The organism is Enterobacter cloacae complex sp. 2021EL-01169, assembly GCF_020733125.1.
Classification (GTDB): domain Bacteria; phylum Pseudomonadota; class Gammaproteobacteria; order Enterobacterales; family Enterobacteriaceae; genus Enterobacter; species Enterobacter roggenkampii.
The window spans coordinates 92,672-116,793 of the sequence record NZ_JAJFTC010000003.1; the positions used below are offsets into that span (position 1 = coordinate 92,672).

Below are 24,122 nucleotides of genomic sequence, written 5' to 3' on the forward strand. Positions count from 1 at the left end.
ATTCATGTTTAAACGACTGTTAATGGTTGCCATGCTGGTTATTGCCCCTCTCACCGCGGTGCACGCGGCGGATCAGAGTAACCCGTACAAACTGATGGACGAAGCCGCGAAGAAAACCTTCGATCGTCTTAAAAACGAGCAGCCTAAGATTCGTGCTAATCCTGATTACCTGCGTGACGTGGTTGACCAGGAGCTGCTGCCGTACGTGCAGATCAAATATGCGGGAGCCCTGGTGCTGGGCCGCTATTACAAAGACGCAACCCCGGCGCAGCGTGATGCCTATTTTGCCGCTTTCCGTGAATACCTGAAGCAGGCGTATGGTCAGGCGCTGGCGATGTATCACGGTCAGACCTATCAGATCGCCCCGGAGCAGCCGCTGGGTGATGCGACCATCGTCCCTATTCGCGTAACGATCAACGATCCTAACGGTCGTCCGCCGGTGCGTCTGGATTTCCAGTGGCGTAAAAACAGCCAGACCGGCCACTGGCAGGCGTATGACATGATCGCCGAAGGTGTAAGCATGATCACCACCAAACAGAACGAGTGGAGCGACCTGCTGCGCACCAAGGGGATTGATGGCCTGACCGCGCAGCTGCAGTCCATCGCTCGTCAGAAAATTAGTCTGGACGAGAAGAAGTAATGTCACAGCAACTCAGCTGGTCGCGTGAAGGCGAGACATTAAAGCTGTCCGGTGAGCTGGATCAGGATCTGCTGAACCCCTTATGGGATAAGCGCCATGAGGCCATGCAGGGCGTGACGGTTATTGACTTAACCAACGTCACGCGGGTAGATACGGCAGGCGTTGCACTGCTTGCCCATCTGGTTGCGGTGGGGAAAAAGCAGGGGGCGAGCGTCACGCTTCGCGGCGCGAGCGACAATGTCGTGACCCTGGCGCAGCTCTACAATCTCCCTCAGGACGTACTGCCTCGTTAATATTTTCAGTGCGTTACTTCCGAAAGCCCTGACAGTTTCATCGTCGGGGCTTTTTGCTTGTTTAAGACGACGCCACTTTGCTCTAAGATGTTGGGCTTGTTTTCACTATCAGATGATTAAGAGCCCATGGAAAATCATGAAATCCAGACAGTGCTGATGAATGCACTCTCCCTTCAGGAAGCCCACGTCACAGGCGATGGCAGTCACTTCCAGGTTATTGCTGTGGGTGAGATGTTCGACGGTATGAGCCGTGTGAAGAAACAGCAGGCTGTGTACGCGCCGCTGATGGAATATATTGCGGATAACCGCATCCACGCCCTGTCGATTAAAGCGTTCACCCCGCAAGAGTGGGCACGCGATCGCAAACTAAACGGTTTTTGAGCTGAGGGCGACAGGCCCGCAGCACGGTTGAATTTATAAGAGAGCACACCATGGATAAATTTCGTGTACAGGGGCCAACGCGTCTCCAGGGCGAAGTCACAATTTCTGGCGCGAAAAACGCCGCGCTGCCCATCCTCTTTGCTGCACTGCTCGCGGAAGAGCCGGTAGAGATTCAGAACGTACCGAAGCTGAAAGATATCGACACCACCATGAAGCTGCTCACCCAGTTGGGCACGAAAGTCGAGCGTAACGGTTCCGTCTGGATCGACGCCAGCAAGGTGAATAACTTCTCTGCCCCTTACGATCTGGTGAAAACCATGCGTGCTTCCATCTGGGCGCTTGGCCCGCTGGTGGCGCGTTTCGGTCAGGGTCAGGTTTCGCTGCCGGGCGGTTGCGCTATCGGTGCGCGTCCGGTTGACCTGCACATCTTTGGCCTGGAAAAACTGGGCGCAGAGATCAAGCTGGAAGAAGGCTACGTTAAAGCGTCCGTCAATGGTCGTCTGAAAGGCGCGCACATTGTTATGGACAAAGTGAGCGTGGGTGCAACGGTGACCATTATGTCTGCGGCAACGCTGGCAGAAGGGACCACGATCATCGAAAACGCCGCGCGTGAACCGGAGATTGTGGATACTGCCAACTTCCTCGTGGCGCTGGGTGCGAAGATCTCTGGTCAGGGTACCGACCGCATCACCATCGAAGGCGTTGAGCGTCTGGGCGGGGGTGTCTATCGCGTACTGCCGGACCGTATCGAAACCGGTACCTTCCTGATCGCTGCTGCGATCTCTGGCGGGAAAATTGTTTGTCGCAACGCGCAGCCAGATACCCTGGATGCGGTGCTGGCGAAACTACGCGATGCGGGCGCGGATATCGAAATCGGTGAAGACTGGATCAGCCTTGATATGCATGGACAGCGTCCAAAAGCGGTCAATGTGCGTACGGCACCGCATCCGGCCTTCCCAACTGACATGCAGGCACAGTTCACCTTGTTGAACCTGGTCGCCGAAGGGACCGGCTTTATCACGGAAACCATTTTCGAGAACCGCTTTATGCACGTACCGGAGCTGATCCGTATGGGGGCACGTGCCGAGATCGAAAGTAATACCGTGATTTGCCACGGCGTTGAGAAACTCTCCGGTGCTCAGGTGATGGCAACCGATCTGCGTGCGTCTGCCAGCCTGGTATTGGCGGGTTGTATCGCGGAAGGCACAACGATCGTGGATCGTATTTATCACATCGATCGTGGCTATGAGCGTATCGAAGATAAACTGCGCGCGCTGGGTGCCAATATCGAGCGTGTGAAGGGCGAGTAATCGTTCCGGCAGCCCCCTGCCAGAAATGACCGGGGGGTTGCTGTTCCTGTCAAAAAAACCTTATTCCTGCGATTCTTTTTTTACTTTTCTCTGGCGAATCATGCGCGATCTGTCGATAAATTCATGGGTGACAGGATCGTGGTAGCGCGAAGGCCAAATCACCCACGGATGCGTGTCCAGCGCCGTTGCGATAATTAATTCTCCTTTTGGCCAGGGGCGGGTGAGGGCGTTTGCCAGAGTTGAAGAACTCAGTCCATGGCGGCGGGACTCTGCAGCCAGTGAAGTGCCTTTTTTGCGCAGTGCGGCAATAATATCAGCCGTGTGCCAGTCGATAAATTTCGTATCCATAACGCCGTCCTTAAGTTCGGATTCACCTAGGCCGTTTCTTCTGAAACGACGGGTTTACTATACCCATTTCGAACTCTTGTTCTAAAAAGTTCGCGTTACTTGAAGGAATATTCAGAATAAGACATGGCTTTATTCATGCGGTCTCTAAACCGATGAATTTACATGAACGCGGAATCTACTGGTGTGTACTGGAATCTCCCCGCCAGGTTCGCGGGGAGAAAAAGGGAGATTAACGGTCGCGCTGAACGGCGATGTGGGCAAGGCCAATCAGTGCTTCGCGCCATGGGCTGTCTGGAATGACCTGAAGGGCCTCGATGGCCTTGTCGGCTTCTTCTTCTGCACGCTGACGCGTCCATTCCAGCGATCCGCAGATTGCCATGGTTTCCAGTACAGGTTCCAGAAGATGGCGGCCATTTCCCTGCTCAATCGCTTCACGGATCATCTTCGCCTGGTCGGCCGTTCCGTTACGCATGGCGTGGAGCAGCGGCAGGGTCGGTTTGCCTTCGTTCAGGTCATCGCCAACGTTTTTGCCGAGCGTCTCGCCGTCCGCACTGTAGTCCAGCAGATCGTCAATCAGCTGGAAGGCTGTGCCCAGATAGCGGCCATAGTCCTGCAGGCCTTTTTCCTGCGCTTCGGTACAGCCCGCCAAAATGCCGGAACACTGGGCCGCCGCTTCAAACAGGCGCGCGGTTTTGCTGTAGATGACGCGCATGTAGTTTTCTTCAGTGATGTCCGGGTCGTTGACGTTCATCAGCTGCAGCACTTCGCCTTCAGCGATGACGTTAACGGCTTCGGACATCACTTCCAGCACTTTCAGGGAACCCAGGCTGGTCATCATCTGGAAGGCGCGGGTATAGATAAAATCCCCCACCAGGACGCTGGCTGCGTTCCCGAACGCGGCGTTAGCCGTGGCTTTGCCACGACGCATATCCGATTCATCCACCACATCGTCGTGCAGAAGCGTCGCCGTGTGGATAAATTCGATGAGCGCGGCGATAGTGATGTGGGCATTTCCCTGATAGCCAACGGCTCTGGCAGCCAGAATAGCAATCATCGGGCGAATGCGTTTACCGCCGCCGCTGACAATGTAATAGCCCAACTGATTGATCAGCTGAACGTCAGAGTTGAGTTGCTCCAGGATTGCTGCATTCACACCCGCCATATCTTGCGCGGTTAACTCGTTGATTTTTTCTAAATTCATCGCAAAAGCCGGGCTTTTTATCCTGTTGATCCCATCTTCAATGGGGTAACGAAGGGTTTCGGTTTATCAATAGTAGTGCTGATTGTACTGAAAAAACGGCTCAGATAAACGTTACCGTACGTGTTGTGTTTTTTTTCTTCATGTATTGACGGTAGCACTTGTCAAAGGCTCGCGTTTTGCGTAATATTCGCGCCCTATTGTGAATATTTATAGCGCACTCTGATTCATACGAGGACGTGCGCGGAAGCGGAGTTTATATGTACGCGGTTTTCCAAAGTGGTGGTAAACAACACCGAGTAAGCGAAGGTCAGACCGTTCGCCTGGAAAAGCTGGACATCGCAACTGGCGAATCTGTTGAGTTCGCAGAAGTTCTGATGATCGCAAACGGTGAAGAAGTCAAAATCGGCGTTCCTTTCGTTGATGGCGGCGTTATCAAAGCTGAAGTTGTTGCACACGGTCGTGGCGAGAAAGTTAAAATCGTTAAGTTTCGTCGTCGTAAGCACTACCGTAAGCAGCAGGGCCACCGTCAGTGGTTCACTGATGTGAAAATTACTGGCATCAGCGCCTAAGACCTGAGGAGAGATTTAAATGGCACATAAAAAGGCTGGCGGCTCCACACGTAACGGTCGCGATTCAGAAGCTAAACGCCTGGGCGTTAAGCGTTTCGGTGGCGAATCCGTTCTGGCGGGTAGCATCATCGTTCGTCAACGTGGTACCAAATTCCACGCTGGCAACAACGTAGGTTGCGGTCGTGACCACACTCTGTTTGCTAAAGCAGACGGTAAAGTGAAATTTGAAGTTAAAGGCCCGAACAACCGTAAATACATCAGCATCGTTGCTGAGTAAGGTTTTCTCGGTCCGGTAACGGATTAAAGCCCCGCACCCTGTTGCGGGGCTTTTTACATTGGAAACCCGGTAATTTTTTCTGTAGGGAAAACGGGCATGAAGCAGCAGGCCGGCATAGGAATTCTTTTGGCGCTCACAACCGCAATGTGCTGGGGTGCGCTGCCAATTGCAATGAAGCAGGTACTGGAAGTGATGGAGCCGCCTACGGTGGTCTTTTATCGCTTTCTGATGGCAAGCATCGGCCTCGGGGCGATTCTGGCCATCAAAGGTAAGCTTCCACCCTTGCGGCTCTTCCGTAAACCGCGCTGGCTGGTGTTGCTGGCTATCGCGACGGGCGGTCTGTTCGGTAACTTCATCCTGTTCAGCTCTTCCCTGCAATATCTCAGCCCCACGGCGTCGCAGGTGATTGGTCAGCTTTCGCCGGTGGGCATGATGGTCGCCAGCGTCTTTATCCTCAAGGAGAAGATGCGCGGTACGCAGATTATCGGGGCGAGCATGCTGTTGTGCGGTCTGGTGATGTTCTTCAACACCAGTCTAATCGAGATTTTTACCCGCCTGACGGATTACACCTGGGGTGTCATTTTCGGCGTGGGGGCAGCAACGGTCTGGGTGAGCTATGGCGTCGCGCAAAAGGTGTTATTGCGTCGGCTTGCCTCACAGCAGATCCTCTTTTTGCTGTACACTTTGTGTACAATAGCATTGCTGCCATTAGCGAAGCCGGGCGTGATTACCCAGCTTAGCGACTGGCAACTGGCGTGCCTCATTTTTTGTGGACTGAACACGCTGGTCGGTTATGGCGCGCTGGCCGAAGCGATGGCGCGCTGGCAGGCAGCACAGGTAAGCGCGTTGATCACGCTTACCCCGCTGTTTACGCTGTTATTTTCAGATTTGTTATCAATGGCCTGGCCCGATGTCTTCGTCAGACCGATGCTCAACCTGTTGGGTTATCTCGGTGCGTTTGTCGTGGTTGCGGGCGCGATGTATTCCGCCATTGGTCATCGTCTTTGGGGACGTTGGCGCAAAAATGAAGCGGTTGTAGTAGTCCCCCGCTCAGGCGAATGAGTTACGGAGAGTAAAATGAAGTTTGTTGATGAAGCGACGATCCTGGTCGTGGCTGGTGATGGCGGCAACGGTTGCGTGAGCTTCCGCCGTGAAAAGTATATCCCTCGTGGCGGTCCTGATGGCGGCGACGGTGGGGATGGTGGTGACGTGTGGCTGGAGGCGGATGAGAACCTCAACACGCTGATCGACTACCGTTTCGAAAAATCCTTCCGCGCTGAACGTGGCCAGAACGGCCAGAGCCGTGACTGTACCGGGAAACGCGGTAAAGACGTCACCATTAAAGTTCCGGTCGGTACGCGTGTGATTGACCAGGGGACGGGTGAAACCATGGGCGACATGACCAAACACGGTCAGCGCCTGATGGTGGCGAAAGGCGGCTGGCACGGTCTGGGTAACAGCCGTTTCAAATCTTCCGTTAACCGTACGCCGCGTCAGAAAACGATGGGTACGCCGGGCGATAAGCGCGACCTGCAGCTGGAACTGATGCTTCTGGCTGACGTGGGCATGCTGGGTATGCCAAACGCAGGTAAATCGACGTTTATTCGCGCGGTTTCTGCGGCGAAGCCAAAAGTGGCTGACTATCCGTTTACCACGCTGGTACCAAGCCTGGGCGTTGTCCGTATGGATAACGAGAAGAGCTTCGTGGTCGCCGATATTCCGGGCCTGATTGAAGGCGCCGCGGAAGGGGCGGGTCTGGGCATTCGCTTCCTGAAACACCTTGAGCGCTGCCGCGTGCTGCTGCACCTCATTGATATCGATCCTATCGACGGTTCCGATCCGGTTGAAAACGCCCGCATCATCGTTGGCGAGCTGGAGAAATACAGCGAGAAACTGGCGAACAAACCACGCTGGCTGGTCTTCAACAAGATCGACCTGATGGACAAAGCCGAAGCGGAAGCAAAAGCGAAAGCCATTGCTGAAGCGATGGGTTGGGAAGATAAATACTACCTGATCTCTGCGGCAAGCCAGGTTGGCGTGAAAGATCTGTGCTGGGATGTGATGACCTTCATCATTGAGAACCCAATTGTTCAGGCGGAAGAAGTCAAACAGCCTGAAAAAGTCGAATTCATGTGGGATGACTACCACCGCCAGCAGCTCGAAGAGCTGGAAGCGGAAGAAGACGATGAAGACTGGGATGATGACTGGGATGAAGACGACGAAGAAGGCGTCGAGTTCATCTACAAGCACTAATTGCTGTTCAAAGCCCCCGTTATGGGGGCTTTTTTTATTCCAGCGTTGCGGGCAGCCAGCAGCTGGCGATTAAGCCACCTTCAGCGCCATTCTCAAGCGTTAGCCTGCCGTGGTGGAGCTGGAGGATGCGCTGCACGATGCTCAGGCCCAGCCCACTGCCTCCGTAGCGCTGGTCAAGACGGCGGAATGGCTCGGTAATTGACTGTCGGTGCGCTTCATCAATTCCAGGACCCTGATCGATAACGCTAATCTGCGTCCCGCCGTCGACCTCGGTTAATGTCACTGTAATCGTTGTCCCTGCCGGGCTGTAGCGCCCGGCATTCTCCAGCAGGTTGCGCAGCATGAGGCGCAGGAGAACGGCGTCTCCCTGAACCGTGAGCGCGCTTTTAGCGGGCCAAATCACCGTATGCTCTTTGGCTTCATGCCCCAGGCCGAGAGGTTCAATGATATTTTCCGTCCAGTTCACGGTTTCGTAGTGTCCGCTCGCCATGGCCTGTCCGGCCCGGGCCAGCATCAGCAGCTGTTCGACGGTATGCATGAGCTGATCGATACGGCTAATCAGCGTGGCGGCCTGTGGTGCACCTGACTGCGACATCAGCTCCAGATGGAGCCGGATGCCAGCAAGAGGCGTTCTCAGCTCGTGAGCGGCGTCTGCGGTGAAGAGACGTTCCTGCTTAATGGTGCTATCCAGCCGGGCCAGCAGCTGGTTCAGGGAGGTCGTCACCGCGCCAATTTCTTCCATGTCGGAATACATGGGAAGCGGGGTTAAGTTATCGGCTGAACGATTAGCGAGGCTGGCGCGGAGTTTATTCAGCGGCCGGGTTATCCAGGTGACCGCCCAGAAAGAGAAGAGCAGGGTAAAGCCAACCATCACCAGGGAAGGGACCAGCAGCGAGGCAATCGCTTCGCGTATCTCTTTCTCAACGTGATTATTGCGCGCTTTCGCTGACAGCGTTTCGTTGACCAGAAAACCAATCTGTTCACGGCTTTCATGCCATAGCCAGATGACGCTTATCAGCTGGAAAAACAGGAGAATGACCGCCAGCAGTACCATCAGACGCCGACGCATGCTGTTCATTTCTGGCTCTCCAGACGATAGCCGACGCCGCGAACGGTTTTGATCCTGTCTTTGCCGAGCTTACGCCGCAGATTATGGATGTGGACCTCAAGGGTATTTGACCCGGGATCGTCCTGCCAGGAGTAGATATCCTGCTGGAGCGTTTCTCTGTGTACCGTTTGCCCGCTGCGCATGATCAGACGCGTAAGCAAGGCGAACTCTTTTGGCGTGACCTCTACGGCCTGATCCTGTTGCAGCACCTGCTGGGTTTGCAAATTCAGCGTAATGTCGCCGTCGGTCAGTAAGTTATCACTATGGCCCTGATAACGGCGAATCAACGCTCGCACCCGTGCCTGCAGCTCCGCGAGCGCGAAAGGCTTCACCAGATAATCATCTGCGCCTGCATCGAGGCCGGTGATACGATCTTCAATGGCATCACGTGCCGTCAGGATCAGGACGGGATTGTTGATGCCGCGACGTCGCCACTGGCTGAGCAGCGTGGCGCCGTCTTTATCCGGCAAGCCCAAATCGAGGATCACCAGGCTGTATTCGCCGCTCTGGATCAGGGCATCCGCCTCTGCTGCGGTGCCTGCACAGTCGAGAGCATACCCTTCATTGGCCAGCCCCAGCGCCAGCCCTTCCTGCAATAACAGATCGTCTTCAACTATAAGTAGTTTCATCGCTAGTTATTCTGGTAGATGTCCTTATAAAGCCTGCTTTCGAAGCGAACCAGCGGAATACGACGATTGCGCTGATCGGTCGGTTCGACGGCATAGCCGGAAAGATACTGCACGAATGCCATGCGCTGTCCGCTGGCGGTAGTGATGAAGCCTGCAAGGTTGTAAACCCCCTGCAGTGAGCCTGTTTTCGCGGAGACTTTGCCATCCACGCCGGCAGCGTGAAGCCCTGCGCGGTACTGCAGTGAACCGTCATGTCCGGCCAGCGGCAGCATTGAAATAAAGTTTAGCTCAGTGTCATGCTGTGCAATGTACTGAAGCACCTGCATCATCGTGGCCGGAGAGATCAAATTATGGCGCGACAGGCCGGAGCCATCGACGGCGATGGTATTACCCAGGTCGATCCCCGCCTGCTGGCGCAGAATCTGACGCACCGCGTCTGAGCCCGCGCGCCAGGTTCCCGGCACGCCGAAACGGGCGTGGCCAATCATGCGGAACACCGTATCGGCAATCATATTGTCCGACTTTTTCAGCATAATTCGCAGTAAATCGTGCAGCGGCGCAGACTGTTTGCTGGCGATGACCGTGCCGGGCTGGTTGACCTGCGTCTGACGAAGCAGGGTGCCGGAATAGGTTATTCCCGCTTGTTTCAGCTCATCTTTCAGAATGGCGCCTGCATAGCTTGCGCCATCCTGTATTGCAAAGGCCAGCGGCAGCGGATCGGCGCGCTGCGTCAGGCAGCCGGTGAGCGTGAAGCGGTTAAGGTCGCCTGGCACCACATCCAGTTCGCAATACTGGGCATCGGGGGAACCCTTGGCCAGCGTGCGAACCTGGCTAAACATGGTGACCGGGTAGTAGGACGCGATGCGGATAAACGCTAAATCATCCGGCTTCGGCGCACTGTAAAGCGAAACCGAGAAGCAGTTGCGGTCAACAATCGCGGCGGCGGGCGGGGCGCTAAAGCACTGCGTCATGTCGTTCCACGGCCAGCCCGGGGCTTTGTCGTGGCTGGCAAAGATGGACGTGTCGATCAGCACATTGCCATCAATTTTCTGCACGCCGGTTTTTTTTAGCACCGCAACCATATTGCGGATATCCTGGCGTTTAAAGGTCGGATCGCCGCCAAAACGGGCGATAAGATCGCCTTTCAGTTCGCCACCCTCAACGTTACCTTTGGTTTCAAGGGTGGTCGTAAAACGGAAGTCAGGCCCGAGCTGGAGCAGAGCGGCGAGGGCGGTGATCACCTTTTGGGTACTGGCAGGCAGCGCCATCTGTTGACTGTGATAGTCAATCTCGGGAGCCTGTGCGCCAACCTTCTGCACCATCAGGGCGAGGTTCGCGCCTGCGGGAAGCTGATTAATGTACTCATCAACATTCGCGGCCTGGGCGGTGAACGTTATACTGGTAGTCAATCCGATGATAAAACTGGAAAATCGCATAATCTCGCGCTAACAACCCGAAAACAAACCGTCATACTACGGTGCATGGCACTGCAAAGTAAACGATGACCCATAGTGAACTTCGCGGTAAAATGCGTATCAAATTGAAAAATTGCTGCTGACCTGGGGCGTTGCTCCCGGGTCGGTTTTCTTTTTGCTTCTGGCCTGTTCAGGTGGGCTGGAGCAGGGAACACTGCTCCCAACAGGAATGTTTAAGAGGTATAACAAATGCAAGCTATTCCGATGACCTTACGTGGTGCCGAAAAACTGCGCGAAGAGCTGGATTTTCTGAAATCCGTACGTCGCCCTGAAATCATCGCCGCTATCGCGGAAGCGCGTGAGCATGGCGACCTGAAAGAGAACGCTGAATACCACGCCGCGCGTGAGCAGCAGGGCTTCTGTGAAGGGCGTATTAAAGATATCGAAGCAAAACTGTCCAATGCACAGGTTATCGATATCACCAAAATGCCGAATAATGGCCGTGTGATTTTTGGTTCTACCGTTACCGTGCTGAACCTGGACAACGACGAAGAGCAGACCTATCGCATCGTGGGTGATGATGAAGCTGATTTCAAACAGAACCTGATTTCGGTGAACTCGCCGATTGCTCGCGGCCTGATTGGCAAAGAGCAGGACGATGTTGTCACCATCCGCACCCCTGGCGGTGAAGTGGAATACGAAATTATTAAGGTTGAATACCTGTAATTCGCTTCTCTACTAAGATGTTGATACATTGTAAAGAAAAGAAAAAGGCCGCGTAGCGGCCTTTTATCAACTCAAGGAGCATGGCATTTTGCTCGCCTGCTGACAGAAATCCCTCGTTTCACACAGAAAATGTGTTTAATTCAGGATATCCTTAACGTGGCAGCGAGATTTTACGTTCTTTAGATGGGCGGTAGAGCACCAGCGTTTTACCGATGACCTGTACATTACAGGCGCCGGTTTCGCGCACGATGGCTTCCACGATCAGGTTTTTAGTGTCTCTGTCTTCAGAGGCGATTTTCACCTTGATCAGCTCGTGGTGTTCCAGCGCTTGTTCAATCTCGGCAAGCACCCCTTCGGTCAAACCATTGTTGCCAAGCATCACTACAGGCTTGAGCGGATGTGCCAGACCTTTAAGGTGCTGTTTTTGTTTAGTACTCAGATTCATCGTATATTTTTGCTTACGTTGGGATTGAAAACGGTTCATTCTACCGCCATCTCCCTAATATCGCCAAATAGCTGCGTAGAAATTTACGTCACAGGCAAGTAACGATGAACCAGGACGGAAATGTTAAATGACAGGTAAAAAGCGTTCTGCCAGCTCCAGCCGCTGGCTTCAGGAACACTTTAGCGATAAATATGTTCAACAGGCACAGAAAAAGGGGTTGCGTTCCCGTGCCTGGTTTAAACTTGATGAAATACAGCAAAGTGACAAACTTTTTAAGCCGGGGATGACGGTTGTTGACCTCGGTGCGGCACCTGGCGGATGGTCCCAGTATGCGGTAACGCAGATCGGCGGAACGGGCCGAATCATCGCGTGCGATCTTTTACCTATGGATCCCATCGTCGGTGTCGACTTCCTTCAGGGCGACTTTCGTGATGAATTAGTGCTGAAAGCGTTACTTGATCGTGTAGGTGACAGTAAGGTCCAGGTTGTCATGTCAGATATGGCACCAAATATGTGCGGAACACCGGCGGTGGATATCCCCCGCGCCATGTATCTGGTGGAGCTAGCGTTAGAAATGTGTCGTGATGTACTAGCGCCTGGTGGTAGTTTTGTTGTGAAGGTGTTTCAGGGCGAAGGTTTCGAGGAGTATCTTAAGGAAATTCGCTCCCTGTTTGCGAAGGTCAAAGTTCGTAAGCCGGACTCTTCCCGGGCCCGTTCCCGTGAAGTGTATATTGTAGCGACCGGGCGAAAATGATAACCGGGAGATTTCAGACGAAAGTTTGAATGAAACTGGATATAGAGTATCCTGACGCTGTTTTTAACACAGTTGTAATATGAGGTTAATCCCTTGAGTGACATGGCGAAAAACCTAATACTCTGGCTGGTCATTGCCGTTGTGCTGATGTCAGTATTCCAGAGCTTTGGGCCCAGCGAGTCGAATGGCCGCAAGGTGGATTATTCTACCTTCCTGCAGGAGGTCAATCAGGACCAGGTTCGCGAAGCGCGTATCAACGGACGTGAGATCAACGTTACCAAGAAAGATAGTAACCGTTACACGACCTACATCCCGGTGAACGATCCTAAGCTGCTTGATAACCTTCTGACCAAAAACGTCAAAGTGGTAGGCGAGCCGCCAGAAGAACCAAGCCTGTTGGCTTCTATCTTCATTTCCTGGTTCCCGATGCTGCTGCTTATCGGCGTCTGGATCTTCTTTATGCGCCAGATGCAGGGCGGCGGTGGCAAAGGTGCCATGTCGTTCGGTAAGAGCAAGGCGCGTATGTTAACGGAAGATCAGATCAAAACCACGTTTGCAGACGTCGCCGGTTGTGACGAAGCGAAAGAAGAGGTGGGTGAACTGGTTGAATACCTGCGCGAGCCGAGCCGTTTCCAGAAGCTGGGCGGTAAGATCCCGAAAGGCGTGCTGATGGTTGGCCCTCCGGGTACCGGTAAAACCCTGCTGGCGAAAGCCATCGCGGGTGAAGCGAAGGTGCCGTTCTTTACTATTTCAGGTTCTGACTTCGTCGAAATGTTCGTGGGTGTTGGTGCATCTCGTGTGCGTGACATGTTCGAGCAGGCCAAGAAGGCAGCACCGTGCATTATCTTCATTGATGAAATCGACGCCGTAGGCCGCCAGCGTGGCGCAGGTCTGGGCGGTGGTCACGATGAACGTGAACAGACGCTGAACCAGATGCTGGTTGAGATGGACGGCTTCGAAGGTAACGAAGGTATCATCGTTATCGCGGCGACTAACCGTCCGGACGTTCTTGACCCGGCGCTGCTGCGTCCAGGCCGTTTCGACCGTCAGGTTGTTGTCGGTCTGCCGGATGTTCGCGGTCGTGAACAGATTCTGAAAGTTCACATGCGTCGCGTACCGCTGGCGCCAGATATCGACGCGGCAATCATTGCGCGCGGTACTCCGGGCTTCTCCGGTGCGGATCTCGCTAACCTGGTCAACGAAGCTGCACTGTTTGCCGCTCGCGGTAACAAGCGCGTCGTGTCGATGGTGGAGTTCGAGAAAGCGAAAGATAAGATCATGATGGGTGCGGAACGTCGCTCCATGGTGATGACGGAAGCGCAGAAAGAGTCCACGGCTTACCACGAAGCGGGTCACGCGATTATCGGTCGCCTGGTGCCGGAACACGATCCGGTGCATAAAGTGACGATTATTCCGCGCGGTCGTGCGCTGGGTGTGACCTTCTTCCTGCCTGAAGGCGACGCGATCAGCGCCAGCCGTCAGAAGCTGGAAAGCCAGATCTCAACCCTGTACGGCGGCCGTCTGGCGGAAGAGATTATCTACGGTCCGGAACATGTTTCTACCGGTGCGTCGAACGACATTAAAGTGGCGACAAACCTGGCACGTAACATGGTGACTCAGTGGGGCTTCTCCGACAAACTCGGTCCGCTGCTCTATGCAGAGGAAGAGGGCGAAGTGTTCCTGGGCCGCTCCGTGGCAAAAGCGAAACATATGTCCGATGAAACGGCTCGTATCATCGACCAGGAAGTGAAAGCGCTGATTGAACGTAACTACGGTCGCGCGCGTCAGATCCTGAATGACAACATGGACATTCTGCATTCCATGAAAGATGCGCTCATGAAATATGAGACCATCGATGCACCGCAGATTGACGACCTGATGGCGCGCCGCGAAGTGCGTCCGCCAGCAGGCTGGGAAGACCCAGGCGCTTCCAATAACTCTGACAACAATGGCACCCCGCGTGCACCGCGTCCGGTTGATGAACCGCGTACGCCAAACCCGGGCAACACCATGTCAGAACAGTTGGGCGATAAGTAAGTCACTGCTGTTGAAGCGTTTGTTTGTACCTCAAACCCTGGAGCTTGCTCCGGGGTTTTTCATTTCTGTTTAACCATTTAGATATCAGGGATTTCGCCATGAAATTATTCGCTCAGGACTCGCATCTCGATCTTTCACATCCCCATGTGATGGGGATCCTGAATGTTACCCCTGACTCCTTCTCTGACGGCGGCACGCATAACACGCTTATCGAGGCGGTTAAGCATGCGAATTTAATGATTAATGCAGGTGCCACCATCATTGACGTTGGCGGCGAATCGACGCGTCCCGGTGCGGCGGACGTGTCTGTGGAAGAAGAGCTGGCGCGCGTGGTGCCGGTCGTTGAAGCAATCGCACAGCGGTTTGAAGTGTGGATCTCAGTAGATACCTCCAAACCGGAAGTGATCCGAGAAGTGGCGAAAGTGGGCGCTCACATTATCAATGATATTCGTTCACTTACCGAGCCGGGAGCGATTGAGGCGGCTGCGGAAACCGGGCTGCCGGTTTGCCTGATGCATATGCAGGGGCAACCGAAAACCATGCAGGACGCGCCGAAGTATGACGATGTTTTTGCCGACGTAAATCGCTTCTTTATTGAGCATATCGAACGTTGTGAACGTGCCGGTATCCCAAAAGAGAAATTGCTGCTCGACCCGGGGTTCGGTTTCGGTAAAAATCTCTCACACAACTATGCGCTGCTTGCGCGCTTATCGGAATTTCATCACTTTGGCCTGCCGCTGCTGGTGGGGATGTCGAGAAAGTCGATGATTGGCCAGTTGCTGAATGTAGGCCCGAGCGAACGCCTGAGCGGCAGCCTGGCCTGCGCGGTGATTGCGGCGATGCAGGGTGCGCACATCATTCGTGTCCATGACGTCAAAGAAACAGTAGAAGCCATGCGTGTGGTGGAAGCCACACTGGCAGCGAAGGAAAACAAACGCTATGAGTAATCGTAAATATTTTGGTACCGACGGTATCCGTGGGCGCGTAGGCGATGCTCCCATCACCCCTGATTTTGTCCTGAAGCTCGGCTGGGCTGCCGGCAAGGTTCTGGCGCGTCATGGCTCACGTAAAATTATCATCGGTAAAGACACCCGTATTTCCGGCTATATGCTGGAATCCGCGCTGGAAGCGGGGCTGGCGGCGGCTGGACTGTCCGCCTCTTTTACAGGCCCAATGCCAACGCCTGCGGTCGCGTATCTGACGCGCACCTTCCGTGCGGAAGCGGGGATTGTCATCTCGGCCTCTCACAACCCGTTCTACGACAACGGCATTAAATTCTTCTCTATTGATGGCACCAAGCTGCCGGATGAGGTGGAAGAAGCCATTGAAGCTGAAATGGAAAAAGAGATCACCTGTGTTGATTCCGCAGAGCTGGGTAAAGCGAACCGTATCGTTGATGCGGCGGGTCGCTATATCGAATTCTGTAAAGGCACCTTCCCGAATGAGCTGAGCCTGGCGCACCTCAAAATTGTGGTGGACTGCGCAAATGGCGCGACCTACCACATTGCCCCGAATGTCTTCCGCGAGCTCGGTGCGAAAGTGATCGCCATCGGCTGTGAGCCGGATGGTCTGAACATCAACGAGCAGGTCGGTGCGACGGACGTTCGTGCCCTGCAGGCGCGCGTTCTGGCAGAAAAAGCCGATCTGGGCATTGCGCTGGACGGCGACGGTGACCGCGTGATCATGGTTGATCACGAAGGTAACAAGGTCGACGGCGACCAGATCCTCTACATTATTGCGCGTGAAGGTCTGCGTCAGGGTCAGCTGCGCGGCGGTGCGGTCGGGACGCTGATGAGTAACATGGGCCTGGAACTGGCGCTGAAACAGCTCGGTATTCCGTTCGTTCGCGCGAAAGTGGGTGACCGCTATGTGCTGGAAAAATTGCAGGAGAAGGGCTGGCGTATCGGCGCTGAGAATTCAGGTCACGTGATCCTGCTCGACAAAACCACCACCGGTGACGGTATTGTGGCCGCGTTGCAGGTGGTTGCCGCCATGGCGCGCAACCATATGAGCCTGCACGATCTGTGCAGCGGCATGAAAATGTTCCCACAGATCCTCGTAAACGTACGTTTCACTGCCGGCAAAGGCGATCCGCTGGAAAATGAGAACGTGAAAGCGGTGATGGCTGACGTTGAAGCGGCCCTGGGCAGCCGTGGACGCGTGCTGCTGCGTAAGTCTGGTACTGAACCGCTGATCCGCGTGATGGTGGAAGGCGAAGACGAAGCGCAGGTAACCGAATTTGCGCACCGTATTGCGGATGCTGTTAAAGCTGCATAATCTTGCACGCTAAATGTTTAAAAAGGCGGCGTTTGCCGCCTTTGTTTTAAGCAATTAATGGCTTTTTGCTGTTTTTTTCCGCAGTTGATACAATGCGTCGAAAATGCCCTTGCGAAGGTGATTCGCTTTGGTTAGTATTCACACCCGCTTCAGTGGGAAACAGAAATCCTGCTAATTGGTCGAAGCATTGGTATGCGGCAAATCCGCAAGGAACAGGTTGATTATGTACGAAGCTCTTTTAGTTGTTTTCCTTATTGTAGCCATCGCTCTCGTAGCGCTGATTATGCTGCAGCAAGGTAAAGGCGCTGATATGGGAGCCTCCTTCGGAGCAGGCGCTTCCGGTACGCTGTTCGGTTCAAGTGGTTCTGCGAACTTCATGACCCGCACGACGGCGATTCTGGCGACGCTGTTCTTCATCATCAGTCTGGTGCTTGGCAATATCAACAGCAACAAGACCAGCAAAGGAAGCGAGTGGGAAAACCTGAGCGCGCCAGCAAAAACTGAGCAGACTCAGCCAGCTGCACCGGCTAAGCCAACCAGCGATATCCCGCAGTAAGTATTCCGTACCGAGGTGGTGGAATTGGTAGACACGCTACCTTGAGGTGGTAGTGCCCTAACGGGCTTGTGGGTTCGAGTCCCATCCTCGGTACCAATATTCCAGAAGAAAGACGTCGAAAGACGTCTTTTTTTTCGTCTGTAGCTTTTGCCGTTCGTAGGCCCGGTAAGCGCAGCGCCACCGGGCAAAATGGCGGGTGGCGCTGCGCTTACCCGCCCTACAAAAGCCGAACAAAAAGGCGCCCATTGGGCGCCTTTTGCATGTTTCATTATCGATTATTTCTTATCGCTGTGTTCCAGGTTTTCAACCTGCGGCAGGCCGTTACCTGAATTCGCAGAGAGCAGGCCATTCTCAACATAGTTGAACAGCTTCTCACGGGTATCGGTGATGTCCAGGTTACGCATGGTCAGCTGGCCAATACGATCGTCCGGTGAGAACACTGAGTCACCTTTCTCCATGGTCAGACGCTCTGCTTTATAGGTCAGGTTATCAGACACGGTGTTCAGGATGGAGTAGTCGTTACCGCGACGCAGTTCCAGGGTCACTTCACCGGTGATTGCACTCGCCACCCAACGCTGCAGCGCATCACGCAGCATCAGCGCCTGCGGATCGAACCAGCGGCCCTGATACAGCAGTTTGCCCAGCTGACGGCCATGAGAGTGATACTGCTCAATAGTGTCTTCGTTGTGAATACCAGTCAGCAGACGCTCGTAAGCAATATGCAGCAGCGCCATTCCCGGGGCTTCATAGATGCCACGGCTTTTCGCTTCGATGATACGGTTTTCAATCTGATCGCTCATGCCCAGGCCGTGACGGCCACCAATACGGTTTGCTTCCAGCATCAGCTCAACGTCATCAGAGAAGGTTTTGCCGTTCAGCGCAACCGGATGACCACGTTCGAAACGCACGGTCACTTCTTCTGCCGGGATCTTCACGTTCTCATCCCAGAACTTCACGCCCATGATTGGGTTAACGATCTTCACGCTGGAGTTCAGGAATTCCAGGTCTTTTGCTTCGTGCGTCGCACCCAGCATGTTGGAGTCGGTGGAGTAGGCTTTCTCGACGGACATCTTATAGTCAAAGCCGCAGGCGATCATAAACTCGGACATCTCATGACGACCACCCAGCTCGTCGATGAAGTCGGTATCCAGCCACGGTTTGTAGATCTGCAATTCGGCGTTGGTCAGCAGGCCATAACGATAGAAACGTTCAATATCGTTGCCTTTATAGGTGCTGCCATCACCCCAGATGTTGACGCCGTCTTCTTTCATGGCGGCAACCAGCATGGTACCGGTGACCGCACGGCCCAGCGGAGTGGTGTTGAAATAGGTCAGGCCGCCGGTGGTGTTATGGAATGCACCACACTGAATCGCCGCGATACCTTCCGCGACCAGTTGCTTACGGCAGTCAATCAGGCGCGCGTTCTCTGCACCATACTCTTTCGCGCGACGAGGAATGGCATCATAGTCGTCCTCATCCGGCTGACCCAGGTTCGCAGTATAAGCATACGGAACCGCTCCCTTCTGGCGCATCCACAGCAGTGCAGCGCTGGTATCCAGGCCACCTGAGAAAGCGATGCCAATACGTTGTCCTACCGGAAGATGCTTGAGAATCGTCGTCATAGAATAAAACCCTGCTTGATTGACTGATTAGAGACCGCTTTCGCTCTCTTGTGCATTTTTATGCAAAATAAGTGAGTATTCATTTAATCATCTTTTGGCGAAGACCGGAAGAGACTCGTGCGCTTTTTGTAAAAATTTTGGTCTGATCGATCTGGCGGAAGTTGCCTTGACAGGTGGGGTCAACTATCAATATACTAAACGCCGATTTTACGTCCCGTCTTCGGTACCAAATCCCAGCATTATTTGCAAATTCTGTCCAAAACGCGTAGAATTTGCCACGTTTCAGGCGCGGGGTGGAGCAGCCTGGTAGCTCGTCGGGCTCATAACCCGAAGGTCGTCGGTTCAAATCCGGCCCCCGCAACCACTTTCCCATAAAGTTCTTTTTCAAATATACTGTGAAGACTTAGAGCCTTCGTAGCTGGATTTGAAAAAATTCTTTCGGAGAGTGCTCCAGGCCACAGTTGTGGCTATAGGGTTCAGTTATCTAAAGCCCCGATTTATCGGGGTTTTTTGTTATCTGACTACAGAATAACTGGGCTTTACGCCCTTTTTTTATGTCTTGGGGGTGGGCTTGTCCACATTAGAGCAAAAATTAACAGAGATGATTACTGCACCGGTCGAAGCACTGGGCTACGAACTGGTCGGCATCGAATTCGTTCGCGGCCGTACATCGACGCTGCGCATCTATATTGATAGTGAAGATGGCATCAATGTTGATGATTGTGCTGATGTCAGCCACCAGGTGAGTGCGGTTCTTGATGTTGAAGACCCAATTACCGTTGCGTACAACCTGGAAGTTTCCTCACCTGGCCTCGATCGCCCGATGTTCACGGCCGAGCACTATGTGCGCTTTACCGGTGAAGAAGTGGCTCTCGTTCTGCGTATGGCCGTACAGAACCGCCGTAAATGGCAGGGAATTATCAAAGCCGTTGATGGTGAAATGATCACGGTGACAGTCGAAGGCAAAGATGAAGTGTTCGCGCTGAGTAATATCCAGAAGGCGAACCTGGTTCCCCACTTTTAACAGTCTGGATTGAGGTGAAAAGCCCGCGATGAACAAAGAAATTTTGGCTGTTGTTGAAGCCGTCTCCAACGAGAAATCACTGCCGCGTGAGAAGATTTTTGAAGCGCTGGAAAGTGCACTGGCTACAGCAACCAAGAAAAAATACGAACAAGAGATCGATGTTCGCGTAGAAATCGATCGTAAAAGCGGTGACTTCGATACATTCCGTCGTTGGGTAATCGTTGAAGAAGTGACCCAGCCGACCAAAGAGATCACGCTGGAAGCCGCCCGTTTTGAAGACGAAAGTCTGAACGTGGGTGACTACGTTGAAGATCAGATTGAATCTGTGACCTTCGACCGCATCACTACCCAGACCGCTAAACAGGTTATCGTGCAGAAAGTGCGCGAAGCCGAGCGCGCGCTGGTTGTCGATCAGTTCCGCGATCAGGAAGGCGAAATCATCACCGGCGTGGTGAAGAAAGTGAACCGCGACAACATCTCTCTGGAGATCAAATCCGAAGGGTTGCCGGGTAACGCTGAAGCCGTGATCCTGCGTGAAGATATGCTGCCGCGTGAAAACTTCCGTCCGGGCGACCGTATTCGTGGTGTTCTGTACGCTGTGCGTCCAGAAGCTCGCGGTGCGCAACTGTTCGTGACCCGTTCTAAACCAGAAATGCTGGTAGAACTGTTCCGTATCGAAGTACCGGAAATCGGTGAAGAAGTTATCGAAATTAAAGCGGCGGCTCGCGATCCGGGCTCCCGTGCGAAAATTGCGGTGAAAACCAACGACAAGCGTATCGACCCGGTCGGTGCTTGCGTCGGTATGCGCGGTGCGCGTGTCCAGGCAGTTTCTACTGAGCTGGGCGGCGAACGTATTGATATCGTTCTGTGGGATGACAACCCGGCGCAGTTCGTGATCAACGCAATGGCTCCGGCTGATGTGGCGTCTATCGTTGTTGACGAAGACAAACACACCATGGATATCGCTGTTGAAGCGGGCAACCTGGCGCAGGCAATCGGCCGTAACGGTCAGAACGTACGCCTGGCGTCACAGCTGAGCGGCTGGGAACTCAACGTCATGACCGTTGATGACCTGCAGGCTAAGCATCAGGCTGAAGCCCATGCGGCGATCGATACCTTCACCAAATACCTGGATATTGACGAAGATTTCGCCACTGTTCTGGTTGAAGAAGGTTTCTCTACGCTGGAAGAACTGGCCTATGTGCCAATGAAAGAGCTGCTGGAAATTGACGGTCTGGATGAACCAACCGTTGAAGCCCTGCGTGAACGCGCTAAAAACGCACTGACCACCCTGGCACTGGCTCAGGAAGAAAGCCTTGGCGATAAGAAGCCGGCTGATGACCTGCTGAATCTGGAAGGTCTTGATCGTGCGATTGCGTTCAAGCTGGCTGCCCGTGGTGTTTGTACGCTGGAAGATCTCGCTGAACAAGGCGTTGATGACCTGGCTGATATCGAAGGTTTAACCGACGAGAAAGCCGGCGAGCTCATCATGGCCGCACGTAATATTTGCTGGTTCGGCGACGAAGCGTAATAAACTGTAGCAGGAAGGAACAGCATGACTGATGTAACTGTAAAATCGCTGGCTGCTGAGATTCAGACCTCCGTGGACCGCCTGGTACAGCAATTTGCTGATGCAGGGATCCCGAAGTCCGCTGATGACTCGGTGACCGCGCAAGAAAAACAAACCTTGTTAACGCACCTGAACCGTGAACACGGCTCTACGCCTGACAAGTTAACGCTGCAGCGCAAAACGCGTAGCACGTTAAACATCCCTGGTACCGGTGGCAAAAGCAAATCGGTACAAATTGAAGTCCGCAAGACGCGCACCTTTGTAAAACGTGATCCGCAAGAGGCAGAACGCCTTGCCGCGGAAGAGCAGGCACAGCGTGAAGCGGAAGAACAAGCTCAGCGTGAGGCGGAAGCAGCCGCCAAACGTGAAGCAGAATTAAAAGCTGAACGTGAGGCCGCAGAAAAAGCGAAACGCGACGCAAGTGATAAATTGAAGCGTGACGCTGCGGAAAAAGACAAAGTGAGCAATCAACAGACAGACGAAATGACCAAAACCGCCCAGGCTGAAAAAGCCCGCCGTGAAAATGAAGCTGCCGAACTGAAGCGTAAAGCGGAAGAAGAAGCCCGCCGTAAGCTGGAAGAAGAAGCTCGCCGCGTCGCCGAAGAAGCGCGTCGCATGGCAGAAGAAAATGAGAAGAACGGTGTTGATACCGCTGAGCAGTCTGAAGACACCAGCGACTATCACGTGACCACTTCTCAGCACGCACGTCAGGCTGAAGATGATAACGACCGTGAAGTAGAAGGCGGCCGTGGCCGTGGTCGTAATGCAAAAGCAGCGCGTCCGGCGAAAAAAGGTAACAAGCACGCGGAATCCAAAGCTGACCGTGAAGAAGCGCGTGCGGCTGTTCGCGGTGGTAAAGGCGGCAAGCGTAAAGGTTCCGCTCTGCAGCAGGGCTTCCAGAAGCCGGCTCAGGCCGTTAACCGTGACGTTGTGATCGGCGAAACCATTACCGTTGGCGAACTGGCGAACAAGATGGCGGTTAAAGGCTCTCAGGTCATCAAAGCAATGATGAAGCTGGGCGCGATGGCAACCATCAACCAGGTGATCGATCAGGAAACTGCACAGCTGGTTGCGGAAGAGATGGGCCACAAAGTTATCCTGCGTCGTGAAAACGAGCTGGAAGAAGCAGTAATGAGCGACCGTGACACAGGTGCTGCGGCAGAACCGCGCGCACCGGTAGTGACCATCATGGGTCACGTTGACCACGGTAAAACCTCGCTGCTTGACTATATTCGCTCTACCAAGGTTGCCTCTGGCGAAGCGGGTGGTATTACTCAGCACATCGGTGCATACCACGTAGAAACTGACAACGGTATGATCACCTTCCTGGATACCCCAGGCCACGCCGCGTTTACCTCCATGCGTGCTCGTGGTGCTCAGGCGACGGATATCGTTGTTCTGGTTGTTGCTGCAGACGACGGCGTCATGCCGCAGACCATCGAAGCTATCCAGCACGCGAAAGCAGCGGGTGTGCCGGTTGTGGTTGCGGTGAACAAGATCGATAAGCCAGAAGCGGATCCCGATCGTGTTAAAAACGAACTTTCCCAGTACGGTATCCTGCCGGAAGAGTGGGGCGGCGAAAGCCAGTTCGTACACGTGTCTGCGAAAGCGGGTACCGGTATCGACGAACTGCTGGACGCGATCCTGCTGCAGGCCGAAGTTCTGGAGCTGAAAGCCATCCGTAACGGTATGGCGAGCGGTGCGGTTATCGAATCCTTCCTGGATAAAGGACGTGGCCCTGTTGCTACCGTTCTGGTTCGTGAAGGTACGCTGCATAAAGGCGATATCGTTCTGTGCGGTTTCGAATACGGTCGCGTTCGTGCGATGCGTAACGAACTGGGTCAGGAAGTGCTGGAAGCAGGTCCGTCCATTCCAGTGGAAATCCTGGGTCTGTCCGGCGTTCCGGCTGCTGGTGACGAAGTGACCGTTGTGCGTGACGAGAAGAAAGCGCGTGAAGTGGCACTGTATCGTCAGGGCAAATTCCGTGAAGTTAAACTGGCTCGTCAGCAGAAATCTAAACTCGAGAACATGTTTGCCAACATGACCGATGGCGAAGTTCACGAAGTGAACATCGTTCTGAAAGCCGACGTTCAGGGTTCTGTGGAAGCAATCTCCGACTCCTTGCTGAAACTGTCTACCGACGAAGTTAAAGTGAAGATCATCGGTTCTGGCGTAGGTGGTATCACCGAAACCGACGCGACCCTGGCTGCTGCCTCCAACGCTATCCTGGTTGGCTTCAACGTTCGTGCGGATGCCTCTGCGCGTAAAGTGATTGAATCCGAAAGCCTGGATCTGCGTTACTACTCCGTCATCTATAACCTGATCGATGAAGTGAAAGCAGCGATGAGCGGTATGCTGTCTCCTGAGCTGAAACAGCAGATCATCGGTCTGGCTGAAGTACGTGACGTGTTCAAATCACCGAAATTCGGTGCGATCGCGGGCTGTATGGTTACCGAAGGTAACATCAAGCGTCACAACCCAATCCGCGTACTGCGTGACAACGTGGTTATCTATGAAGGCGAGCTGGAATCCCTGCGCCGCTTCAAAGATGACGTTAACGAAGTCCGTAACGGCATGGAATGTGGTATCGGCGTGAAGAACTACAACGACGTTCGCGTTGGCGATATGATCGAGGTGTTCGAGATCATCGAAATTCAGCGTACTATCGCTTAATTTCCGATTGTAAG

24 protein-coding genes and 2 tRNA genes are annotated in these 24,122 nt (G+C 53.8%); 19 read left to right on the forward strand and 7 right to left on the reverse strand.

What is annotated here, in order from left to right:
- The first annotated feature begins 4 nt into the window (after positions 1–4).
- The 4 genes from mlaC (at position 5) to murA (ending at position 2,624) form a co-directional block, all read left to right on the forward strand.
- Entirely contained in the window at positions 5–640 is a 636-nt protein-coding gene (gene mlaC / locus LLF79_RS11575; protein ID WP_008501456.1) for a phospholipid-binding protein MlaC, read from the forward strand.
- Entirely contained in the window at positions 640–933 is a 294-nt protein-coding gene (mlaB, locus tag LLF79_RS11580; protein ID WP_008501457.1) for a lipid asymmetry maintenance protein MlaB, read from the forward strand. Before mlaC ends, mlaB begins: the two co-directional genes overlap by 1 nt.
- 126 nt (positions 934–1,059) lie before the next feature.
- The gene (gene ibaG / locus LLF79_RS11585) at positions 1,060–1,314 is read left to right on the forward strand and encodes a BolA family iron metabolism protein IbaG (RefSeq protein WP_008501458.1); all 255 of its coding nucleotides are present in this window, start codon (positions 1,060–1,062) and stop codon (positions 1,312–1,314) included.
- A gap of 50 nt (positions 1,315–1,364) precedes the next feature.
- The gene (gene murA / locus LLF79_RS11590; protein ID WP_008501459.1) at positions 1,365–2,624 is read left to right on the forward strand and encodes a UDP-N-acetylglucosamine 1-carboxyvinyltransferase; all 1,260 of its coding nucleotides are present in this window, start codon (positions 1,365–1,367) and stop codon (positions 2,622–2,624) included.
- A 60-nt stretch (positions 2,625–2,684) separates the two neighbouring features.
- Here murA and sfsB read toward each other — a convergent pair whose 3' ends face one another.
- The gene (gene sfsB / locus LLF79_RS11595; protein WP_008501460.1) at positions 2,685–2,972 is read right to left on the reverse strand and encodes a DNA-binding transcriptional regulator SfsB; all 288 of its coding nucleotides are present in this window, start codon (positions 2,970–2,972) and stop codon (positions 2,685–2,687) included.
- A 229-nt stretch (positions 2,973–3,201) separates the two neighbouring features.
- Positions 3,202–4,173, reverse strand: coding sequence for an octaprenyl diphosphate synthase (ispB, locus tag LLF79_RS11600; RefSeq protein WP_008501461.1), 972 nt, complete (start codon positions 4,171–4,173; stop codon positions 3,202–3,204).
- Positions 4,174–4,430: 257 nt separating this feature from the next.
- On the opposite strand from ispB, the gene rplU reads away from it, so the two are divergent.
- From rplU to cgtA, 4 genes are all read left to right on the forward strand, one after another.
- A complete protein-coding gene (gene rplU, locus LLF79_RS11605; protein ID WP_003025032.1) occupies positions 4,431–4,742 on the forward strand; it encodes a 50S ribosomal protein L21 in 312 nt (103 codons plus the stop codon).
- A 19-nt stretch (positions 4,743–4,761) separates the two neighbouring features.
- Entirely contained in the window at positions 4,762–5,019 is a 258-nt protein-coding gene (gene rpmA / locus LLF79_RS11610) for a 50S ribosomal protein L27 (RefSeq protein ID WP_004385076.1), read from the forward strand.
- Positions 5,020–5,115: 96 nt separating this feature from the next.
- Positions 5,116–6,081: a DMT family transporter gene (locus LLF79_RS11615; RefSeq protein ID WP_008501462.1), complete on the forward strand. Its 966-nt coding sequence runs from the start codon at positions 5,116–5,118 to the stop codon at positions 6,079–6,081.
- A 15-nt stretch (positions 6,082–6,096) separates the two neighbouring features.
- Positions 6,097–7,272 (forward strand): Obg family GTPase CgtA, encoded by a 1,176-nt coding sequence (cgtA, locus tag LLF79_RS11620; protein ID WP_021242261.1) that lies wholly within the window; start codon positions 6,097–6,099, stop codon positions 7,270–7,272.
- Positions 7,273–7,306: 34 nt separating this feature from the next.
- Here cgtA and pmrB read toward each other — a convergent pair whose 3' ends face one another.
- The 3 genes from pmrB to dacB are packed head-to-tail and all read right to left on the reverse strand — an operon-like array spanning position 7,307 to position 10,445.
- Positions 7,307–8,350, reverse strand: a complete 1,044-nt coding sequence (gene pmrB, locus LLF79_RS11625) for a two-component system sensor histidine kinase PmrB (protein ID WP_045407062.1) — start codon at positions 8,348–8,350, stop codon at positions 7,307–7,309.
- Positions 8,347–9,009 (reverse strand): two-component system response regulator PmrA, encoded by a 663-nt coding sequence (gene pmrA, locus LLF79_RS11630; protein ID WP_008501465.1) that lies wholly within the window; start codon positions 9,007–9,009, stop codon positions 8,347–8,349. The genes pmrB and pmrA overlap by 4 nt, the downstream gene beginning before the upstream one ends.
- Before the next feature lie 2 nt (positions 9,010–9,011).
- Entirely contained in the window at positions 9,012–10,445 is a 1,434-nt protein-coding gene (dacB, locus tag LLF79_RS11635; RefSeq protein WP_021242259.1) for a serine-type D-Ala-D-Ala carboxypeptidase, read from the reverse strand.
- A gap of 228 nt (positions 10,446–10,673) precedes the next feature.
- Between dacB and greA the strand changes: the two genes are divergently transcribed.
- The gene (gene greA / locus LLF79_RS11640; protein ID WP_003861815.1) at positions 10,674–11,150 is read left to right on the forward strand and encodes a transcription elongation factor GreA; all 477 of its coding nucleotides are present in this window, start codon (positions 10,674–10,676) and stop codon (positions 11,148–11,150) included.
- Between the two features lie 151 nt (positions 11,151–11,301).
- Here greA and yhbY read toward each other — a convergent pair whose 3' ends face one another.
- A complete protein-coding gene (gene yhbY / locus LLF79_RS11645) occupies positions 11,302–11,595 on the reverse strand; it encodes a ribosome assembly RNA-binding protein YhbY (RefSeq protein ID WP_003861814.1) in 294 nt (97 codons plus the stop codon).
- A gap of 127 nt (positions 11,596–11,722) precedes the next feature.
- Here yhbY and rlmE point away from each other — a divergent pair, with 127 nt between their 5' ends.
- From rlmE to LLF79_RS11675, 6 genes are all read left to right on the forward strand, one after another.
- The gene (gene rlmE, locus LLF79_RS11650; protein ID WP_003861812.1) at positions 11,723–12,349 is read left to right on the forward strand and encodes a 23S rRNA (uridine(2552)-2'-O)-methyltransferase RlmE; all 627 of its coding nucleotides are present in this window, start codon (positions 11,723–11,725) and stop codon (positions 12,347–12,349) included.
- Positions 12,350–12,451: 102 nt separating this feature from the next.
- Positions 12,452–14,386 (forward strand): ATP-dependent zinc metalloprotease FtsH, encoded by a 1,935-nt coding sequence (ftsH, locus tag LLF79_RS11655; protein ID WP_013098921.1) that lies wholly within the window; start codon positions 12,452–12,454, stop codon positions 14,384–14,386.
- Positions 14,387–14,484: 98 nt separating this feature from the next.
- A complete protein-coding gene (folP, locus tag LLF79_RS11660; RefSeq protein WP_008501468.1) occupies positions 14,485–15,333 on the forward strand; it encodes a dihydropteroate synthase in 849 nt (282 codons plus the stop codon).
- The gene (gene glmM, locus LLF79_RS11665) at positions 15,326–16,663 is read left to right on the forward strand and encodes a phosphoglucosamine mutase (protein WP_021242257.1); all 1,338 of its coding nucleotides are present in this window, start codon (positions 15,326–15,328) and stop codon (positions 16,661–16,663) included. The genes folP and glmM overlap by 8 nt, the downstream gene beginning before the upstream one ends.
- 223 nt (positions 16,664–16,886) lie before the next feature.
- Positions 16,887–17,219, forward strand: coding sequence for a preprotein translocase subunit SecG (secG, locus tag LLF79_RS11670; RefSeq protein ID WP_021242256.1), 333 nt, complete (start codon positions 16,887–16,889; stop codon positions 17,217–17,219).
- A gap of 9 nt (positions 17,220–17,228) precedes the next feature.
- Positions 17,229–17,315, forward strand: a tRNA-Leu gene (locus LLF79_RS11675).
- Between the two features lie 179 nt (positions 17,316–17,494).
- Here LLF79_RS11675 and argG read toward each other — a convergent pair.
- On the reverse strand, positions 17,495–18,841 hold the full coding sequence (argG, locus tag LLF79_RS11680; RefSeq protein ID WP_150147932.1) for an argininosuccinate synthase: 1,347 nt from the start codon (positions 18,839–18,841) through the stop codon (positions 17,495–17,497).
- A 287-nt stretch (positions 18,842–19,128) separates the two neighbouring features.
- Here argG and LLF79_RS11685 point away from each other — a divergent pair.
- The 4 genes from LLF79_RS11685 to infB all read left to right on the forward strand — a co-directional run bounded on the left by LLF79_RS11685 (position 19,129) and on the right by infB (position 24,108).
- Positions 19,129–19,205: transfer RNA gene (locus LLF79_RS11685), tRNA-Met, on the forward strand.
- A 207-nt stretch (positions 19,206–19,412) separates the two neighbouring features.
- On the forward strand, positions 19,413–19,865 hold the full coding sequence (gene rimP / locus LLF79_RS11690) for a ribosome maturation factor RimP (RefSeq protein WP_014833432.1): 453 nt from the start codon (positions 19,413–19,415) through the stop codon (positions 19,863–19,865).
- Positions 19,866–19,893: 28 nt separating this feature from the next.
- Positions 19,894–21,396, forward strand: coding sequence for a transcription termination factor NusA (nusA, locus tag LLF79_RS11695; RefSeq protein ID WP_003861798.1), 1,503 nt, complete (start codon positions 19,894–19,896; stop codon positions 21,394–21,396).
- 24 nt (positions 21,397–21,420) lie between these two features.
- Positions 21,421–24,108 (forward strand): translation initiation factor IF-2, encoded by a 2,688-nt coding sequence (gene infB, locus LLF79_RS11700; RefSeq protein WP_063435747.1) that lies wholly within the window; start codon positions 21,421–21,423, stop codon positions 24,106–24,108.
- Positions 24,109–24,122 lie beyond the last annotated feature (14 nt).

Excerpts from the sequence above, each read along its gene's own strand:
- mlaC (WP_008501456.1), top strand. The coding sequence starts at position 5 with ATGTTTAAACGACTGTTAATGGTTGCCATGCTGGTTATTGCCCCTCTC.
- mlaB (WP_008501457.1), top strand. The coding sequence starts at position 640 with ATGTCACAGCAACTCAGCTGGTCGCGTGAAGGCGAGACATTAAAGCTG.
- ibaG (WP_008501458.1), top strand. The coding sequence starts at position 1,060 with ATGGAAAATCATGAAATCCAGACAGTGCTGATGAATGCACTCTCCCTT.
- murA (WP_008501459.1), top strand. The coding sequence starts at position 1,365 with ATGGATAAATTTCGTGTACAGGGGCCAACGCGTCTCCAGGGCGAAGTC.
- sfsB (WP_008501460.1), bottom strand. The coding sequence starts at position 2,972 with ATGGATACGAAATTTATCGACTGGCACACGGCTGATATTATTGCCGCA.
- ispB (WP_008501461.1), bottom strand. The coding sequence starts at position 4,173 with ATGAATTTAGAAAAAATCAACGAGTTAACCGCGCAAGATATGGCGGGT.
- rplU (WP_003025032.1), top strand. The coding sequence starts at position 4,431 with ATGTACGCGGTTTTCCAAAGTGGTGGTAAACAACACCGAGTAAGCGAA.
- rpmA (WP_004385076.1), top strand. The coding sequence starts at position 4,762 with ATGGCACATAAAAAGGCTGGCGGCTCCACACGTAACGGTCGCGATTCA.
- LLF79_RS11615 (WP_008501462.1), top strand. The coding sequence starts at position 5,116 with ATGAAGCAGCAGGCCGGCATAGGAATTCTTTTGGCGCTCACAACCGCA.
- cgtA (WP_021242261.1), top strand. The coding sequence starts at position 6,097 with ATGAAGTTTGTTGATGAAGCGACGATCCTGGTCGTGGCTGGTGATGGC.
- pmrB (WP_045407062.1), bottom strand. The coding sequence starts at position 8,350 with ATGAACAGCATGCGTCGGCGTCTGATGGTACTGCTGGCGGTCATTCTC.
- pmrA (WP_008501465.1), bottom strand. The coding sequence starts at position 9,009 with ATGAAACTACTTATAGTTGAAGACGATCTGTTATTGCAGGAAGGGCTG.
- dacB (WP_021242259.1), bottom strand. The coding sequence starts at position 10,445 with ATGCGATTTTCCAGTTTTATCATCGGATTGACTACCAGTATAACGTTC.
- greA (WP_003861815.1), top strand. The coding sequence starts at position 10,674 with ATGCAAGCTATTCCGATGACCTTACGTGGTGCCGAAAAACTGCGCGAA.
- yhbY (WP_003861814.1), bottom strand. The coding sequence starts at position 11,595 with ATGAATCTGAGTACTAAACAAAAACAGCACCTTAAAGGTCTGGCACAT.
- rlmE (WP_003861812.1), top strand. The coding sequence starts at position 11,723 with ATGACAGGTAAAAAGCGTTCTGCCAGCTCCAGCCGCTGGCTTCAGGAA.
- ftsH (WP_013098921.1), top strand. The coding sequence starts at position 12,452 with ATGGCGAAAAACCTAATACTCTGGCTGGTCATTGCCGTTGTGCTGATG.
- folP (WP_008501468.1), top strand. The coding sequence starts at position 14,485 with ATGAAATTATTCGCTCAGGACTCGCATCTCGATCTTTCACATCCCCAT.
- glmM (WP_021242257.1), top strand. The coding sequence starts at position 15,326 with ATGAGTAATCGTAAATATTTTGGTACCGACGGTATCCGTGGGCGCGTA.
- secG (WP_021242256.1), top strand. The coding sequence starts at position 16,887 with ATGTACGAAGCTCTTTTAGTTGTTTTCCTTATTGTAGCCATCGCTCTC.
- argG (WP_150147932.1), bottom strand. The coding sequence starts at position 18,841 with ATGACGACGATTCTCAAGCATCTTCCGGTAGGACAACGTATTGGCATC.
- nusA (WP_003861798.1), top strand. The coding sequence starts at position 19,894 with ATGAACAAAGAAATTTTGGCTGTTGTTGAAGCCGTCTCCAACGAGAAA.
- infB (WP_063435747.1), top strand. The coding sequence starts at position 21,421 with ATGACTGATGTAACTGTAAAATCGCTGGCTGCTGAGATTCAGACCTCC.